Source organism: Chryseobacterium salviniae (assembly GCF_035819015.1).
GTDB lineage: Bacteria > Bacteroidota > Bacteroidia > Flavobacteriales > Weeksellaceae > Chryseobacterium > Chryseobacterium salviniae.
This window is the reverse complement of record NZ_JAYLAA010000037.1, coordinates 143,767-157,259: the sequence shown is the minus strand read 5'-3', so window position 1 is coordinate 157,259 and position 13,493 is coordinate 143,767. Positions and strand designations below refer to the sequence as shown.

At 38.6% G+C, this 13,493-nt stretch carries 19 protein-coding genes; 15 read left to right on the top strand and 4 right to left on the bottom strand.

Translation table 11 applies throughout. The annotated features are described in order from the left end of the window. Window positions 1-21: 21 nt before the first annotated feature. The 4 genes from SOP96_RS09505 to SOP96_RS09490 are packed head-to-tail and all read right to left on the bottom strand — an operon-like array spanning window position 22 to window position 2,822. On the bottom strand, window positions 22-492 hold the full coding sequence (locus SOP96_RS09505) for a hypothetical protein (protein ID WP_326320747.1): 471 nt from the start codon (window positions 490-492) through the stop codon (window positions 22-24). Next, window positions 489-2,078 carry a hypothetical protein gene (locus tag SOP96_RS09500; RefSeq protein WP_326320746.1) on the bottom strand — a complete coding sequence of 530 codons (1,590 nt, stop codon included), beginning with the start codon at window positions 2,076-2,078 and terminating at the stop codon, window positions 489-491. The genes SOP96_RS09505 and SOP96_RS09500 overlap by 4 nt, the downstream gene beginning before the upstream one ends. Then, window positions 2,071-2,538 (bottom strand): terminase gpP N-terminus-related DNA-binding protein, encoded by a 468-nt coding sequence (locus SOP96_RS09495; RefSeq protein ID WP_326320745.1) that lies wholly within the window; start codon window positions 2,536-2,538, stop codon window positions 2,071-2,073. The genes SOP96_RS09500 and SOP96_RS09495 overlap by 8 nt, the downstream gene beginning before the upstream one ends. Then, a complete protein-coding gene (locus SOP96_RS09490; RefSeq protein WP_326320744.1) occupies window positions 2,538-2,822 on the bottom strand; it encodes an oxidase in 285 nt (94 codons plus the stop codon). The genes SOP96_RS09495 and SOP96_RS09490 overlap by 1 nt, the downstream gene beginning before the upstream one ends. Window positions 2,823-2,989: 167 nt before the next feature. Between SOP96_RS09490 and SOP96_RS09485 the strand changes: the two genes are divergently transcribed. From SOP96_RS09485 to SOP96_RS09415, 15 genes are all read left to right on the top strand, one after another. Continuing rightward, a complete protein-coding gene (locus tag SOP96_RS09485) occupies window positions 2,990-3,982 on the top strand; it encodes a hypothetical protein (protein ID WP_326320743.1) in 993 nt (330 codons plus the stop codon). Between the two features lie 30 nt (window positions 3,983-4,012). Then, entirely contained in the window at window positions 4,013-5,035 is a 1,023-nt protein-coding gene (locus SOP96_RS09480) for a hypothetical protein (RefSeq protein WP_326320742.1), read from the top strand. A 17-nt stretch (window positions 5,036-5,052) separates the two neighbouring features. Further along, window positions 5,053-5,412 (top strand): hypothetical protein, encoded by a 360-nt coding sequence (locus SOP96_RS09475; protein WP_326320741.1) that lies wholly within the window; start codon window positions 5,053-5,055, stop codon window positions 5,410-5,412. Beyond that, the gene (locus tag SOP96_RS09470) at window positions 5,399-5,809 is read left to right on the top strand and encodes an N-acetylmuramoyl-L-alanine amidase (protein WP_326320740.1); all 411 of its coding nucleotides are present in this window, start codon (window positions 5,399-5,401) and stop codon (window positions 5,807-5,809) included. The genes SOP96_RS09475 and SOP96_RS09470 overlap by 14 nt, the downstream gene beginning before the upstream one ends. After that, window positions 5,796-6,281, top strand: a complete 486-nt coding sequence (locus tag SOP96_RS09465) for a hypothetical protein (protein ID WP_326320739.1) — start codon at window positions 5,796-5,798, stop codon at window positions 6,279-6,281. The genes SOP96_RS09470 and SOP96_RS09465 overlap by 14 nt, the downstream gene beginning before the upstream one ends. A gap of 9 nt (window positions 6,282-6,290) precedes the next feature. Then, window positions 6,291-7,460, top strand: coding sequence for a DUF2586 family protein (locus SOP96_RS09460; RefSeq protein WP_326320738.1), 1,170 nt, complete (start codon window positions 6,291-6,293; stop codon window positions 7,458-7,460). A 3-nt stretch (window positions 7,461-7,463) separates the two neighbouring features. Further along, a complete protein-coding gene (locus SOP96_RS09455; protein WP_326320737.1) occupies window positions 7,464-7,880 on the top strand; it encodes a hypothetical protein in 417 nt (138 codons plus the stop codon). Window positions 7,881-7,964: 84 nt separating this feature from the next. Next, a complete protein-coding gene (locus SOP96_RS09450) occupies window positions 7,965-8,525 on the top strand; it encodes a hypothetical protein (protein ID WP_326320736.1) in 561 nt (186 codons plus the stop codon). Between the two features lie 200 nt (window positions 8,526-8,725). Beyond that, complete coding sequence (locus tag SOP96_RS09445) at window positions 8,726-10,654, top strand: hypothetical protein (RefSeq protein WP_326320735.1); 1,929 nt, start codon at window positions 8,726-8,728, stop codon at window positions 10,652-10,654. Next, the gene (locus SOP96_RS09440) at window positions 10,654-11,247 is read left to right on the top strand and encodes a DUF6046 domain-containing protein (protein ID WP_326320734.1); all 594 of its coding nucleotides are present in this window, start codon (window positions 10,654-10,656) and stop codon (window positions 11,245-11,247) included. The genes SOP96_RS09445 and SOP96_RS09440 overlap by 1 nt, the downstream gene beginning before the upstream one ends. Continuing rightward, window positions 11,247-12,215, top strand: coding sequence for a late control protein (locus tag SOP96_RS09435; protein WP_326320733.1), 969 nt, complete (start codon window positions 11,247-11,249; stop codon window positions 12,213-12,215). Before SOP96_RS09440 ends, SOP96_RS09435 begins: the two co-directional genes overlap by 1 nt. After that, window positions 12,212-12,709: a hypothetical protein gene (locus tag SOP96_RS09430; RefSeq protein WP_326320732.1), complete on the top strand. Its 498-nt coding sequence runs from the start codon at window positions 12,212-12,214 to the stop codon at window positions 12,707-12,709. The genes SOP96_RS09435 and SOP96_RS09430 overlap by 4 nt, the downstream gene beginning before the upstream one ends. Continuing rightward, the gene (locus tag SOP96_RS09425) at window positions 12,710-12,907 is read left to right on the top strand and encodes a hypothetical protein (protein WP_326320731.1); all 198 of its coding nucleotides are present in this window, start codon (window positions 12,710-12,712) and stop codon (window positions 12,905-12,907) included. After that, window positions 12,904-13,203 carry a cell wall anchor protein gene (locus SOP96_RS09420; RefSeq protein WP_326320730.1) on the top strand — a complete coding sequence of 100 codons (300 nt, stop codon included), beginning with the start codon at window positions 12,904-12,906 and terminating at the stop codon, window positions 13,201-13,203. Before SOP96_RS09425 ends, SOP96_RS09420 begins: the two co-directional genes overlap by 4 nt. Then, window positions 13,203-13,493 carry a hypothetical protein gene (locus tag SOP96_RS09415; protein WP_326320729.1) on the top strand — a complete coding sequence of 97 codons (291 nt, stop codon included), beginning with the start codon at window positions 13,203-13,205 and terminating at the stop codon, window positions 13,491-13,493. Before SOP96_RS09420 ends, SOP96_RS09415 begins: the two co-directional genes overlap by 1 nt.

Below are 13,493 nucleotides of genomic sequence, written 5' to 3'. Positions count from 1 at the left end.
CCGACATTGATGTCGGAGACATCAGTTTATTGTTAATGTTTTAGATTGATATTTCGGAGCTAATTTTCTGTAGATCATTGTGCTGAAGCTTTGGCGGTACGAAAAAATTCCCTGCATAGTTTGCTGCTGAATTTCGTCATCGGTTTGCTGCAACGGTGTAAACTGGTCGCCTTTCAGGAATTGAAGTTTTTCGGCAATGGCATCCAGCAGATCAATTTCATTCATTCCGTGGTCGGTGTCTTCGGTTCCGTTGTGCTGGTTCATCCAGCCATCACGGCAATACAAAACCACATCTACGGAAGTCATACCTTCCTGGTTTTGTTCCGTCATTGTTTCGTAAGAAATCCTGTTGATCTTGATGAGTGCAGAAACAAACAGATCAGGAAATTTATCGCTTTGCATTTGCTGGCGTTCCAAGTCTACGAGTTCCAGTTCCGGAATCGTCATTAAGGTTTCTTTTATTTTGATAAAAAGTTCTTTTCTTGGTGTCATACTCTACGTGTTTTTTTTCGTCCGAATGTCGGTTTTTGGCTTCCCTCTTCTTTGGAAAAACCGAAATAGGTTTGTGATAGTGTGATTGCTCTTTCCAAAGTGTCAGGTGCATCATCATTGGAAGTAGTGCCTTTTTCAAATGCTAAAACTTGTTTCATAAATAGGTCGTAATGCGTTTTTGAACGATTTTTTAAACTTTCATCCCAGAAAAGTATTTTCCGGAAAAGAGCGTTTGTAATTCCTGCGGCTATGCGATTATGCTTATCTCCTTCCTGATGCAAACCGATAGGAATATTTGGGCATTTATTGTCTTCCGCAGCCTGCAAAATTACAGGAGTATAAACTGCCTGCTGTGCAGCCGTTGCATCAAAGAAACCCATCATGCTATAACCTTTTTTCAGGTATTTTTTAAACCAATTTGCCCGCTCTTCCATTGCGGTATTAATTTCGCATCTTTGGCAAAAAACCTCTAAAACGTAAAGATTTATCCCTTTGATACCTAATAAAACCCCCGCTTTATAATCGCCATTAGCCGTATAAGATAAATCCCAGTGATCTAAGATTCCGTCCCAAACCTCATGCTCAGCGATTTTGGTATGAATTAAAGTTTCTGCCTTGAAAAGTTTCCCCTCTTCAATAGGATTATTAAAATCTTCACGCTGGGAGGTATAATGGTCATCATCTTCGATAATATCTATGACTTCCTGACGAGTGTAACGCTCCTTCCAAGATGGCTCCCAATCGGTTCGCTTCCGGCAGTCTTCCGCAGTAATGTTTTGCGTTGCCAAATTCACCCGGCTAATATCCAAATGCTTACTGTCTTTAAATTTTTCTTTTAGAAAATCCAGCAAACCGTCTTTTACGATGTAGTTATTTGGAATAATCAATCTGCCACGTTCTTTATGAAAAGCTTTTTTTAAATCTCCGGTGATTTTCTCACCATATTTACGCACCATTTCCGGGCGTTTTGCTCTGTCTCTGTCTTCGCAGTCGTCTACACTGGCAAAATCGGGGCGGTACTGCCCAAAACGCAAACCTCTGAAAGGTTGGTTTAATCCTAAAGCTTTGAAGAATCGTCCGTCTTTGGTCTGAAATTCGCCATCTGCCCAATTTCCGTAACTAAGCTGCTGACCAAAGTCTTTAATAATGCGCTCATTACTTTCAAAGTGCATTTGCAAATCACTCAACAATATTTTAGACAATCCTTCATTAGCTCCGATTAACAAAGCGAAGAAAAGCTCGTTGTTTTCTTTAAGATGCAGGATGTTTCCTACATTGGTGTGAATAGACTTTGCAGCTCCACGATACCACTCCCTGAACTGACGGATTTTATTGTCTTTGAAAACCTTTTGATAACTGTCATGATGAAATTTCGCAGACGGTGCATCTGCTAAAGGAAGCCCGGAATTTACACCAAAATAATAATCGAAGAATTCAATGTAATTCTCCGGTTTTAATAATCGTTTAATTCTGTCTTGCTGTTGATCGGTACTTTCGTTTTCTAATGACTTGGAAGTTGCCTCCTGAATCATTTTTGAAAGCATAAAATACCGCTCCTTTGCTTCCTTAAGTTCGGTTTTAGTCATTTTGTAAAAGTTCAGTTACGTAACTGTCAAAGTGTGGTCGTATTTCCTTGAGTATTTCCAAAAGAACTTCCCGTTTTTTTCCGATGCTTTTTCCTGCTTTTTCGAGCATATAAGAAGAAAATCCGTCAATACTTTCCATCGTGTAAACGGCAATTTTTTTACTGTCGGTAATCCTGTCGAATGCCGCCACCACTTTTGAAACATCATCAGCTTTATACGGTAGAGGTTTTCCGTTTTCAATAGCCAGAGCCATTTTCAGCGTGAGTTTTCTGATATTGGAAGGTTTTAAGGAAGCAAGATCTTTTTCTTCATCCCATTTGCCTTCTTCACGCCATTTTCCCAATGTTTTTACTCCAATTCCAATAATTTCGGAAATGTTTGCGATCGTAAATCCCTTTACAAAAAGTTCTTTACCCTGAGATTTTTTATAATCTGCTTCCGCAGCGGTTAGTCTTGCCATTATTCAATATATTTTGCATCCACCTGGATGGTTTGGTCTTCGGTAAAAGAAATATTACGCACCTTCATTCCGTCATACTGAAGGTTTTTTTTTGCTTCAATCAAAAATTCCATCGGCTCTTCGGTGTTGAGAATCTTTTCTACGCCAACACCTATTTCGGGATTGGCTTTATATTCTGCTTTGCTTGACATCAGAATATGTTTTACGTGCTGATTTTCGCTGTCACCGATGACAAAATCACCGTTTTTGATTACAACATTATCATTAAACAAAAGGTCTTTCATTGTAAGATTTATATCGCAAATTTCTTTTATATAAAGCATTGTAAAAATTTGTGTTTCAGAGAACAAAGAAAAATTTACAACCAGTATAGATTTTTGCGCAATGTATAAACGCTCATTTTTTTCGGGTGTTGGAATGTTTCAATTTTGTCTCAGCGATTACGAACAAAATGGAATATAAATTCATAGTCAACACAGAAAATGTAAACTCTTACGGATATAGAATTATCACGGAAGGCATAGATACTACGCAATACGAAATAAATCCTGTTGTATTGTTTATGCACAATCGTTACGGTGGTCATGCGCCAACAGGTGATGAAGTTATCGGGCGTGCAAGACTGGCAAAAGAAGGAGATAAACTTTTGGCATATATCACATTTGATACAGAAAATGAATTTGCCGCTAAAATTGAAAAGAAAGTAAAAGGTGACTTTATCAGAATGTGTTCTATGTACGCAGATATTGTAGAAGCGAGTTCTGATCCTGCTTTGGTACTTCCCGGACAAAAGTATGAAACCATTACTAAATGTAAACTTGTAGAAATATCTATTGTGGATATCGGCGGGAATGATGATGCGATAAGATTGTCAGCATCCGGAGCAAACCCGAAAATCAAATTACTTAATCAAAAATCAGAAAATAAAATGTCAGAATTAAAAACCATCGCTTTGGCTTTGGGCAAACCTGCCGATGCGAGCGAATCAGAATTATTGAATACAGTTACAGAGCTGAAATTGGCTAAAGACACTGCCGAAAACCAAACCCAACAATGGAAGGACAAATACATTGCCCTGCAAAAATCGGAAGCTACAAAATTAGTAGATAAAGCCGTTTCTCTTGGTCTTATCCCGGAAGATTTAAAGGATGTTCAGATCAACGCTTTTGAAACTGATTTTGACGGACAAAGTGTAAAACTAAATAAGCTTATCACCGACAAAGAAGCCGAAAACATTACAAACGGTGTGCAAACGCAAATCGGCAATGCGGTGCAGCTTTCTAAAAATGGAAAACAAACTCCTTCCAATGGGGAAGAATCCTTCGATTACCTGCAAAAGCATAATGCTGTAGAGTTGGCAAGAATCAGAACTGAAGAGCCGCAAAAATATGCTCAATTGGTAAAAGGATATGCGGAAGGCGTTCGCTACACTCCTGCAAAATAATAATCATTCAATAAAAAATTAAAAAATCTTATGAAAAAGAGACTTTCTTTAGCGGCATTAGCCATTAACTTCATCATGGCATTCGCTATCTCATTTGTACTTTCCAATTTCTTTGAGATAAATCCTTTTGCAATCGCTCTGGGAATTGTAGCCATCCACACCGCAGTTACATATTTTAAACCAATTTCAAAAAGTGTTTTGCAGGAAGGTTTACAAACAGAAGTATGGATTGCAGATATTATAGAACAGCCGTTGCCAGATACTTCGTTTATCATGCAGTCACAGAATTTATCGGCTTATGTCAATAACAATACTTTACATCTTGCTGAAGCCGGGGTTGATCCTGATGTACATTTAAACTATTTTACAGCCAATACGGACGAACTTCCTATTCAATCTATTGATGATATTCCTCACGAAGTTGTGCTGCAAATCTGGAGTACCTCGCAAACCAGACACAACAATTTGCTGGAAGCGGAATTAAGCTATGATAAAAGGGCATCTGTTCTCAACCGCCACAGAAATGCTTTGGCGAAAAACATGGCCCAAAGAACGGCTTTTGCCTGGGCTGCTTCAACGAATGACGAATTTAATAAGATTCTAAATCTTGGTGCAAACGATTCTGTAATTGATGGTTTGTTTGACGTTCAGGCATTTATGAGAGACCATGATTTGGATATGGCAAATATGAACGTTTTATTAACTGCTGATCACGCTGCGAGAATCAGAAAGGAAGATAAAAAACTTTACAAGGAAATTTCTTCTGAAAAAGGTGCAACAATTGCCGATTTCAAAGTGTTTTTCTATTCTAAAACACCGTATTACACCGCAGCAGGCGTGAAAAAGCCGTGGGGATCAACCATTGAAGCTACCGACAAAAAGGCATCCATCATCTGGAGTTCCGAAGAGGTTTTCAGATGTACGGGAAGTGTTGAAATTTATCCAACATTGAAGCATTCTGGCTGGCAGGCAGATTTGTTCTCTATGGGACAAAGAGCATTAAACGGTAAAATCAGAAGCAACTCACCGAAATACTTCGGAGCTATCCTTTAATCTTAAATCACAATAAAATGTCAGAGATAAAACAAAAAGCATTAGATTTTTTCAAATCCAATGCAGAAATCAAAGAGGTTTTTGCGACTTCGGACGGATTTCTCTTTACCAAAAAAGGTGATGCTACAGATCACGCAAAAGTATTGGATGCAGACAATCCGAAAGTTGAAAGATTCGGAAACACATTAACAGATTTTGTAGAAGAGACTTTTGAAAAAGCTAAACTATCCATTGCGGAATTAAAAGCTATCAAAACAAAAGCTGTTGCAGAATACACCGAGCTGTTTGGTTTTGCTCCTGAACAAAAGCTTTCCGCAAAAGATATTCAGAAACTGATTGATGCAAAAAAAGCAGAATCATCTAATGAGAACAATTAAATATATAGCCGTGCATTGCACCGCTACAGCACAGACCGCTACAGTGTCATCAATTCAGAATTACTGGAAAAATCAACTTAAGTGGAAAATGCCCGGCTATCATTTTATCATCAAACCGGATGGCGAAGTTGTGAAACTCTTATCAGTGGATAAAGTTTCAAACGGCGTGAAAGGCTTTAATTCTGAAACCATCAATATCGCTTACATCGGAGGGATTGATAAAAACGGAAAGCCACTGGATAACAGAACAGGAGCGCAAAAGGCTTCACTTTTAAATCTTCTGGAACTCTTTAAAACAAGACATCCGAATGCGATTATACAGGGGCATAGAGATTTCCCAAAAGTCGCAAAAGCCTGTCCGTCATTCGATGCAAAAAAGGAATATGAAAACTTATAAGATACTTTTTTTAGCTGCATTGTGTTTGTTTTTAACAGCTTGCCGGACTTCCCGGCAGGTCGTTAAAAATACCGAAAGCAAAGAGCTTACGAACACTGAGATTAAAACTACTTACAGGGATACGGTGTTTTACACCCAAAAAGCGGAAACATCGTTAAAAATTCCGATTTCTGAACAGCTCTTTAAAAACTCTTTAAACAGTTTTAAACCGCAGGTTTTTACTCAGAAAAACGGAAATGCAAAAGCAACAGTAAAGATTCTGAAAGATACCATCCTGGTTACGGCGCAATGCGACAGTTTGGCTTTGGAAGCTAAAATCAGGCGTGAATACTTTAGCCGTATTCAAGAGCGCCAGGACTTGGATAACAAGTACATAGAGCAGACTACCAAATTAAACTGGCAATTGATGATTTCTTTAATTGTTATCGCCTTTATCGCCGGATTTGTAACAAGATCATTAATTAAAATTTAAATCTAAAAAATGGGATTACCAAATATATCATTTATCATCGCTACCTCCGGACTTGGCTTACTAACTGCCGATATCCAGAAAGTTCCGGGACTGGTTATCACCGGAAATACCGTAGCAGATAAGATCACCATCGGAGAAAGCAAGCAGATCTTTTCTTTACAGGATGCCGAAAACAACGGCATCACTGTAGCAGACAATCCTTTCGCCTATAAGCATGTAAAAGCTTTTTACGATTATGCAGGCACGAATGCCGAATTGTGGATCATGCTTGCCAGCGATGCGACCACCATGTCGGCAATGGCAGATAAAACCGGAAATATTGCAAAAAAACTCATCAACGATGCGGGTGGTAGAATCAGGGTTCTGGGATTAATCAAAGAATCTGAAGGCACGGAAACTACAGCCAACGGTTTGGATGCTGATGTTGATCTGGCAGCGGTAAAATTACAGGCGTTAGCGGATGAGTTTACCGGGAAATATTTTCCTTTCCGTGGGATCATTTCTGGGAATAACTTTACGGGAACTGTTGCCGATCTGAAAGACTATACCACAACCACACACAACAGAGTTTCTATTTTGCTGGCAAATACTGACGGAGAAAAAGAAGCCTCTATCGGTTTGGCTCTGGGAAGATTGGCAAGCATTCCGGTTCAAAGGAAACTGCATAAAGTGAGAGACGGAGCTGTTGAAAACTTTAACGCTTATTTTACGAATGGCGAAAAAGTGGAAAGCTTAACATCAAGCTGGGACACTATCGCAGATAAAAACTACATTTTCCTGAGAAATTTTGTAGGGAAAGCAGGATTTTATTTTACAAGCGATCCCACTTTGACAGGTGACAGTGATGATTTCAACACCCTTTCAAACGGTTTTGTGATGGATAAAGCCATCATCATTGCTTACAATGTACTCGTTGAAAATTTGGGAGACGAAATTCCGGTAACGGATTCGGGTACCATTCACCCGGCAATTATCAAATCTTGGCAAACAGCGGTAGAAAGTAATATCAACGGTAATATGACCAATTTGGGAGAATTGTCTAACTGCCGATGTTATATAGACGAAACGCATGACGTTCTCAATACAGGAACAATGGAAGTAGAGATACAGCTTTTACCTGTTGGTTACGCTGAATTTATTACGGTAAAAATAGGTTTCACCACATCAATACAATCTTAAAACATGGCAACATTTTCATCAAAACAATACAGCTGGTGCGACCTTTCCATCGCTTTTGGCGGTAGGATCATTGAAGGGATCACCTCTCTGGAATACACCGAAAAAAAGGAAAAAGATTATCTGTACGGTCGTGGCTGCAAACCGCATTCTATCGTAAGCGGAAACCGAAGCTTTGAAGGAAAAGTAACGGTTTGGCAAAGTGAACTTGAAGCAATGACCAGAGACAGTACAAACAAAGATATTCTATCACTTGAATTTGACATCGTAGTCACTTATCAACCCAATGACGGCGGACAAATCGTGACGGATATTCTCAAAAATGTTCAGTTTCAGGAAGTAAAAAAGGCACTTAACCAAGGGGATAAAAATATGCTCGTAGAGCTTCCCATTTTATTTACAGACGTAAAAAGACAGCAGTAAACACGTTTTTTCATAGTACTTAAATTTTAATGTTATTAAATCCCGCTCTTCGGGGTGGGATTTTTTTAAAAATCAAACAAAACAATGGCAAAAGAAAATAAAAATATAGATCAGTTAATTGCAGAATGGAAAGAAAAACACGGCGGTGTGTATGCGCTTCCGGTTGAAGATAAAATCTGCTATCTGAGAGAACCCAATATCGAAGATTATAAGCGTGCATTTATCGCCATGCAAAATGATGGTGACACCGCTTTCGGCGAAACCATGATCAACAGCCTTTGGCTGGATGGTGATATTGAAATAAAAACTGATAACGATTATTTTACTCCGGCAAAAAAGGAAATCACCAAAATGTTGAATTATGATGAAGCGGAAATCACCTCTTTGGAAAACAGACACCATGAAATAAAAATCGGTGATGCTAAAACCACGATCCGGGTAATCACAAAAGACGATTTGAAAACTGCTGAAAAGAGAAATCCAAGCGGCAAACCATTCGTTACCCAGGCAGCGTTGTATGAGCTGGTAAAAGTTTCTGCGGATGAAGCTTTTAATGATCCGAAAAATGCATCCATCAGATTTCCATTGTACCAAGCAATTGAGAAAGTTCAAAACAAAAAAATTGCACAGCTAAAAAAGCTTTAAACGATGCAATCATTGATACCAGTGATGCATCGGCATTTGAATTTGCAGAACATTTAAATATTCGTCTTTTTGATGGTTACCTGAAGTATTATCTGCATATACAAAACCCGGAAAACCTTTCGGATGAAGACTGGGCAGAAAACATTCAAACTTTACACTTTATAAGAACTCAGGAGAAAGAAGCCTCTGAAACTAAATAAATGAACGCTTACGAATTTATCATCAATCTGCGTGACCAGGCAACGAGCAATTTAAGAAGAATAGCTCAGAGCATTGGCGTTGCCAGTGATCGTTCAAAAGAGTTCACAAGAGACTTAAAAAAGAATGAAACAGCTTCAAATTCTTTGGGTTCAGCTTTGGGAGGACTTCGCAGTAAATTAATCGGTCTTTTTGCAGGAATTTCGCTGATGGCGTTTACCAATCAGGTCATAACAGCAAGGGCGGAATATGAGAAATTTTCTGCCGTCCTCGAAAATACCTTCCAAAGTAAAACAGTCGGTGACGGTGCGCTCGCAATGCTCACCGAATTTGCTACAAAAACACCTTATCAGCTCAACGAGTTAACTGGCGGTTTTATCAAACTTGTAAATAGAGGAATCAATCCGACTTATGAAGAGATGACCAAAATCGGTGATTTGGCATCGTCACAGGGGAAATCTTTCGATCAACTCGTAGAAGCTATTCTCGACGGTCAGACCGGAGAATTTGAAAGATTAAAAGAATTCGGTATTAAAGCATCAAAATCTGGAGACAAAGTAACGCTTTCATTTAAAGGAATTACTAAAGAAGTTGCGAATAACGAACAGGCTTTAAAAGATGCGATTATCTCTTATGGCGGAATGAAAGGCGTTGCAGGTTCAATGGAATCCGTCAGCAAAACATTAGGCGGACGGTTATCAAACCTTTCAGATCAATGGTGGAATTTCTTGGTCGCCGTTGGTGGTTATGGTGGTGGTGTTATCGGCGATACGCTTCAGATGATGAGTGACGGACTTGCCTTCGTGCAGCAATATCTCCCGGAGATTGCACACTGGTTTGATCTTTTGGGAACTTACATCAGTGCTGTAACGGATCAGTTTCAAAACTTACTGGCTGAGTTATTTGGAATTAATGATGCTACAACAGCAATACAGATTTTTGCCGATACTTCTATTTGGGCTTTAGTAATAGTAAGCCTGCTAAGCGATACGATAGCATGGTTTTTAAAAATGTTATCGCAAAATATTGAAATAGTTTATGGAGTTATTGCAGCAATTGCAGCCTATAATGTAATTCTGCAAATAATGGCTTTAAGATTGGCTTTTGTCACTTGGTGGACTGGTACATCTACGGCGGCTATTATTCTCAATACATTGGTAACTGAAGGCTGGGCAGCAGCTTGGTTGGCGGTTAATATTGCCATGTCAGCAAATCCGATAGGATTAGTGATTCTTGCGATAGCTGCATTAGTCGGAATCATTGTTTTTGCGTGGAATAAGTTCGGTTGGTTCAGAGGTGCAGTTCTGGGAACATGGGAAGTGTTGAAAGGTTTTGGCACAATGATAAAAAATTATGTTATCAACCGATTTACAGAACTTTTAAAAGGTATTACCGGAATAGGTCAGGCTTTGGTTGCTTTCTTTAAAGGAGACTGGAAAACAGCCTGGGAGATTGGAAAAAAATCCGCAGGGCAATTGATGGGAGCAGATTCCGCGGCAAAAGCTTTGCAAGACGGTAAGGCTGCTTTTGGGAATTTTAATAAAGGATGGGAAGAAGGAAATAAAAACCAACCGAAAAAAAGCTCCGGAGGATTATTTTCAGACCGATCTAATGAGATAAAAAATTCTTTCAAAGGAATTGAACGTCCTAAACAGGGTGATCCTAAAGATTACTTAAATGGCATTGGCAAAAACAAAGGTATTACCGCTCCAGGAGCTGACAAAAATAAAGATGAAAAGAAGAAAGATAAGGACGGCATTGTTTCGGGAGGTAGCAAACAAACGCATATCACCATCAATATTGGTAAACTCAACGAAAAAATTGAGGTACACACCACTAATTTAAAAGAAGGCGGTGCAGAAATCGAAGCTAAAATACAGGAGCTTTTATTAAGAGCCGTAAACTCTGTCAACCAAATGCAAACAGGATAATGGAATTTACTTTCAAAGAATTAGTAGCCAAAGCACATTTGGATTATGTGGGGCCTGCATTTCCAAGCTGGTGGGGAAAGAACAAAACAAAATTTGTTTTACCATCACTAAAAAATGTTGCCAGAGATTTGCTTTTGGGTGGTCGTTACTTTCAGCAGATTTCTTTTTCCTACAAAGGAGAAACCTTTGATCTGCCAAACGAACCTCTCATTTCAATGAGTTTGCAAAAAACCATTGTGGAAACAGCTACAGTAGGCACAGAGAGAATAGGCACCGTAAAAGAGTATATCTGTACAGAAGATTATCAGATTACCATCCGTGGTGTGTGTGTAAATGATGATCCGGACGAAAGGGATGTTTTCCCGTCTGATCAGGTAGAAATGATACAAAGCATGTTTTTGATCAATGACCGACTGGAAGTCGTTACGAATCCGTTTTTAGAACTTTTTGAAATCCGAAGTGTGGTTCTGAAGTCTATAAACTGGGAAGAGATGGCGGGTGAGCAGGGTTTACAGAAATATACGATTACTGCGGTAAGTGATAACGATTTTTTTGCTGATATGACGGAAAAAAACAGATTAATACAAAGCTGATGTTTATTTTAAAATCTGAAATTAAAATTGGTGATTATACCTTCCGCTCTATTACGAATGTAGAAATTACAAAAAGTGTAGAGGATTTGGTAGATACCGCCGTCATCACAATGCCTGCGAAATTTAAAGTTAAGCAAAACGGTGAAGAAAAATATACTGAAGATGCGGTGAAAGTTGGTGATAAAGTAGTGATAAAGCTCGCTTATGAAGGCAAATATGAAGGCGTTGAGTTTACAGGCTTTGTGAACAGCATCGGTAGCAAAATTCCTTTGGAGATCAAATGTGAAGATTCGATGTGGCTTTTGCGCAGAAAAAACATCAATAAAGCTTTTAATAAAAAAACGGAGCTGAAAACCATCTTGCAGGAAGTTGTTTCCGGAACAGAGCTTAAATTGTCGGATAAGATCCCTGGGTTTGAGATTGACAAATTTATCATTCAAAATGCCAACGGAACACAGGTTTTGCAAAAGCTGAAAGAAGAATATGGATTGAGTATTTATCTCGATGATGAAGGTAAACTGTATGCTGGATTACAGCAGCTGAATAATGTACTTCAAAATGTTATCTATGACCTGAACTATAATATTGTAGAAAACAATCTGGAATATAAGTCTGCTGAGCAAAAACGAATAAAAGTAAAATACAGCTGCCGGGACAAAAAAAATAAACAGATCAAAGTGGAGATTGGCGATGATGATGGCGAAGTGCGTTCTATGGAGATTAAAGATGTGTTTAACGAAAAGGAACTGCGAAAAATGGCGGAAGCAGCTTTGAAGTCTGCAAAGTATGACGGTTTTGAAGGTTCTGTAAAATCGTTTCTTATTCCTTATGCGACCCGTGGAATGGCAGCAGTAATTCAGGATAAAAAGCATAAAAACCGAGAGGGGAAATATTTCATAAAAAAAGTAGTGACCACTTTCGGAACAGACGGAGCCCGAAGAGATGTAACGATAAGCAATAAACTATGAGTATTGATAAAAAACTACAGGAAGGACTTAAAATGCTTGGAAATCGTGGGGTTTCTACATTTCCGGCTCAGGTAGTTTCTGTTGATAAAACCGAAGGTACCTGCGTAGTAAATGACGGAAATCTGGAGTTTACTGATGTAGCACTTTCGGCAACGGTAGAAGATAACGGAAAACGTTTTTTTCTCTTCCCGAAAGTTGACAGTTATGTTTTGGTTTCACCCATCAATGAAAGCATTACGAGACTATATGTAGAGTTTTTCAGTGAGATAGAAGATTTTGATTTACAAATTGAAAATACACGTCTGCAAATTGATAATGACGGGTTCTTGTTGAAAAAACAAAATGAAACCCTTGCAAAACTGATGAGCGACTTGCTGAAGGAGATACAAAATATGAAGTTTACCACAAACACCGGAAGTACAATTTCGTTAGTGAATAAGCCGCAATTTTTGGCGATTGAAAATAGATTTAAAGACTTTTTAAAAACTGATTAAATGGCAACTTCTGAAACTCGTTTGAAAAATAAGATCATTGCAGTAATGGATGAATGTGGAATCGAAGAGAACGATCCACAGTCGTCAAAGGAAAAATTTGCTGAAAAACTTGCACAAGCAGTGATTTTCGAGATAAAAAACATGACCATCACAGCAACTGCACCAAATGGAGCCGTAACGATAATTAACATATCATGATAGAAATATTAAAAGAGCCTTTAACGCTATTGATAACAACCTTAATTACAGGCTTTGGCGGATGGTTTTTCGGACGAAAAAAATTGAAAGCTGAAACTGAAGCTTCACAAATTGAGAATGCCGAAAAACTGCTTGATTTTTACAAAAATCTTGCAGACGATTTAGGCAAAAGACTGGAAAATGCAATCCGGGAGTTTAACGATGCAAAGAAAATCATCACAGAACTGGAGGAAAAAGTGGAGAATCTAACCAACGAACTGAAAAAATACAAACAATTAAACGGTAAGGTAAACTAATGACAATAACAGTTCTGCATAACCAGTCATTATTGGATATCGCCATCCAGCACACCGGAAGCGTTTTTAATGCTTTCAGTCTTGCAGCTGCCAACGACTTGGCGATTTCAGATTCACTGCTTCCAGGAAGTAAGATTTTTATTCCTGAAACGATAGAAATCACCACTGATATTGCAAATTACTACAGTTCAAAGGCGTTACAGCCCGCAACGGCTTACCAGGAGAATGAGTTTACAGAACGTCTTGGCATTGGCTGGTTTAAAGTTGGGCAAACATTCAAAATTTATTAA

Bases quoted from the DNA above. Each gene is read 5' to 3' on its own strand.
- SOP96_RS09505 (WP_326320747.1), bottom strand. From the start codon at position 492: ATGACACCAAGAAAAGAACTTTTTATCAAAATAAAAGAAACCTTAATG.
- SOP96_RS09500 (WP_326320746.1), bottom strand. From the start codon at position 2,078: ATGACTAAAACCGAACTTAAGGAAGCAAAGGAGCGGTATTTTATGCTT.
- SOP96_RS09495 (WP_326320745.1), bottom strand. From the start codon at position 2,538: ATGGCAAGACTAACCGCTGCGGAAGCAGATTATAAAAAATCTCAGGGT.
- SOP96_RS09490 (WP_326320744.1), bottom strand. From the start codon at position 2,822: ATGAAAGACCTTTTGTTTAATGATAATGTTGTAATCAAAAACGGTGAT.
- SOP96_RS09485 (WP_326320743.1), top strand. From the start codon at position 2,990: ATGGAATATAAATTCATAGTCAACACAGAAAATGTAAACTCTTACGGA.
- SOP96_RS09480 (WP_326320742.1), top strand. From the start codon at position 4,013: ATGAAAAAGAGACTTTCTTTAGCGGCATTAGCCATTAACTTCATCATG.
- SOP96_RS09475 (WP_326320741.1), top strand. From the start codon at position 5,053: ATGTCAGAGATAAAACAAAAAGCATTAGATTTTTTCAAATCCAATGCA.
- SOP96_RS09470 (WP_326320740.1), top strand. From the start codon at position 5,399: ATGAGAACAATTAAATATATAGCCGTGCATTGCACCGCTACAGCACAG.
- SOP96_RS09465 (WP_326320739.1), top strand. From the start codon at position 5,796: ATGAAAACTTATAAGATACTTTTTTTAGCTGCATTGTGTTTGTTTTTA.
- SOP96_RS09460 (WP_326320738.1), top strand. From the start codon at position 6,291: ATGGGATTACCAAATATATCATTTATCATCGCTACCTCCGGACTTGGC.
- SOP96_RS09455 (WP_326320737.1), top strand. From the start codon at position 7,464: ATGGCAACATTTTCATCAAAACAATACAGCTGGTGCGACCTTTCCATC.
- SOP96_RS09450 (WP_326320736.1), top strand. From the start codon at position 7,965: ATGGCAAAAGAAAATAAAAATATAGATCAGTTAATTGCAGAATGGAAA.
- SOP96_RS09445 (WP_326320735.1), top strand. From the start codon at position 8,726: ATGAACGCTTACGAATTTATCATCAATCTGCGTGACCAGGCAACGAGC.
- SOP96_RS09440 (WP_326320734.1), top strand. From the start codon at position 10,654: ATGGAATTTACTTTCAAAGAATTAGTAGCCAAAGCACATTTGGATTAT.
- SOP96_RS09435 (WP_326320733.1), top strand. From the start codon at position 11,247: ATGTTTATTTTAAAATCTGAAATTAAAATTGGTGATTATACCTTCCGC.
- SOP96_RS09430 (WP_326320732.1), top strand. From the start codon at position 12,212: ATGAGTATTGATAAAAAACTACAGGAAGGACTTAAAATGCTTGGAAAT.
- SOP96_RS09425 (WP_326320731.1), top strand. From the start codon at position 12,710: ATGGCAACTTCTGAAACTCGTTTGAAAAATAAGATCATTGCAGTAATG.
- SOP96_RS09420 (WP_326320730.1), top strand. From the start codon at position 12,904: ATGATAGAAATATTAAAAGAGCCTTTAACGCTATTGATAACAACCTTA.
- SOP96_RS09415 (WP_326320729.1), top strand. From the start codon at position 13,203: ATGACAATAACAGTTCTGCATAACCAGTCATTATTGGATATCGCCATC.